This window comes from Criibacterium bergeronii (assembly GCF_001693775.2).
GTDB lineage: Bacteria > Bacillota > Clostridia > Peptostreptococcales > Filifactoraceae > Peptoanaerobacter > Peptoanaerobacter bergeronii.
In genome coordinates this window covers 1-919 of sequence record NZ_MBEW02000071.1, presented here as the reverse complement: position 1 = coordinate 919, position 919 = coordinate 1, and the positions used below count along the sequence as shown (strand labels likewise).

Annotated in this window: 1 protein-coding gene and 1 pseudogene; both read right to left on the bottom strand. The window is 33.1% G+C overall.

The window, feature by feature from the left end; translation table 11 throughout:
- Positions 1 to 263: pseudogene (locus tag BBG48_RS10810) on the bottom strand (ATP-binding protein); the annotation flags it as partial.
- Positions 260 to 919, bottom strand: a 660-nt coding sequence (locus BBG48_RS10805) for a replication initiator protein A (RefSeq protein WP_116170992.1), incomplete at its 5' end; no start/stop codon positions are given. The gene BBG48_RS10805 and the pseudogene BBG48_RS10810, both read right to left, overlap by 4 nt.

The window sequence follows — 919 nt, the reverse complement described above, 5'->3', positions numbered from 1 at the left end:
TGAATCATGGATGTGAAGCAGATACTTTTTAATCTCTCGATTTCAAGCTGCTTTTGTCTTTCTTTTTCTTTTGCTTCTCTATCTCTATCGCATTTACAAGCTGTCTTAAATATCATCTGCTTTCCGAAGAATTCTAATGCTTTCCCATCTTTTCTTTCATGGCACACTTTACAGTAGACGTGTCCGTCTTTGATGTATTCTTTTTCAGGATCAAAGCTATATTCCACATCTTCTATCATCACTTTTTCTAATTCTTTTATCATAGATGTACTCCTTTGTTATATTCCTCCCATGTAGGAATATTGGTTTTTTTCTTACTTCCCTGATCTTTATAAAACCAAGAAAGAATTGTTGCTTTATGGTCTTTATATGTCTTTCCGGTACTTTGAAGATAGGTTGATAATCTTTCAATGTAGTTATCAAGCTCTCCTGCCATTATTATTTGTAATTCACCTATGTCTTCGTCCTTTAAAAAAACATTTTGAAATGTTCCAAGTCCGTTTTCCCAAAAACTATATTCTCTCTTACTATACTTACTCTTATTATTCTCTATATAGTTAGAGTCAACATTTTGAACTTCCTGAAGTTCATTTTCTTTACTTCTGAGGTTAAAATCTCTTACTTCTGAAGTTAAGTTTTTTGACTTCTGAAAGTCATTTTCTTTTACCGCTATTATGCTCATAAAGTCTTTGACATAAATGACATTCGGCTTACCAAGTCCAAGCCTTACTCTTTCAATCAGTCCTATTCCTTTTTTGCTGTCTAACTCGTCCAATGTTTTTATAGCTGTCGGCTTTGAGATATTTCTTCTTCTCATAATTTCTTCAACAGTAAAATAGATAAATACTCTACCTTCCTTGTCCACCCAGTTATTCTTAAAGGACATTCCTGTGCGTTTCAAAAGCATGGAGTATAGGAT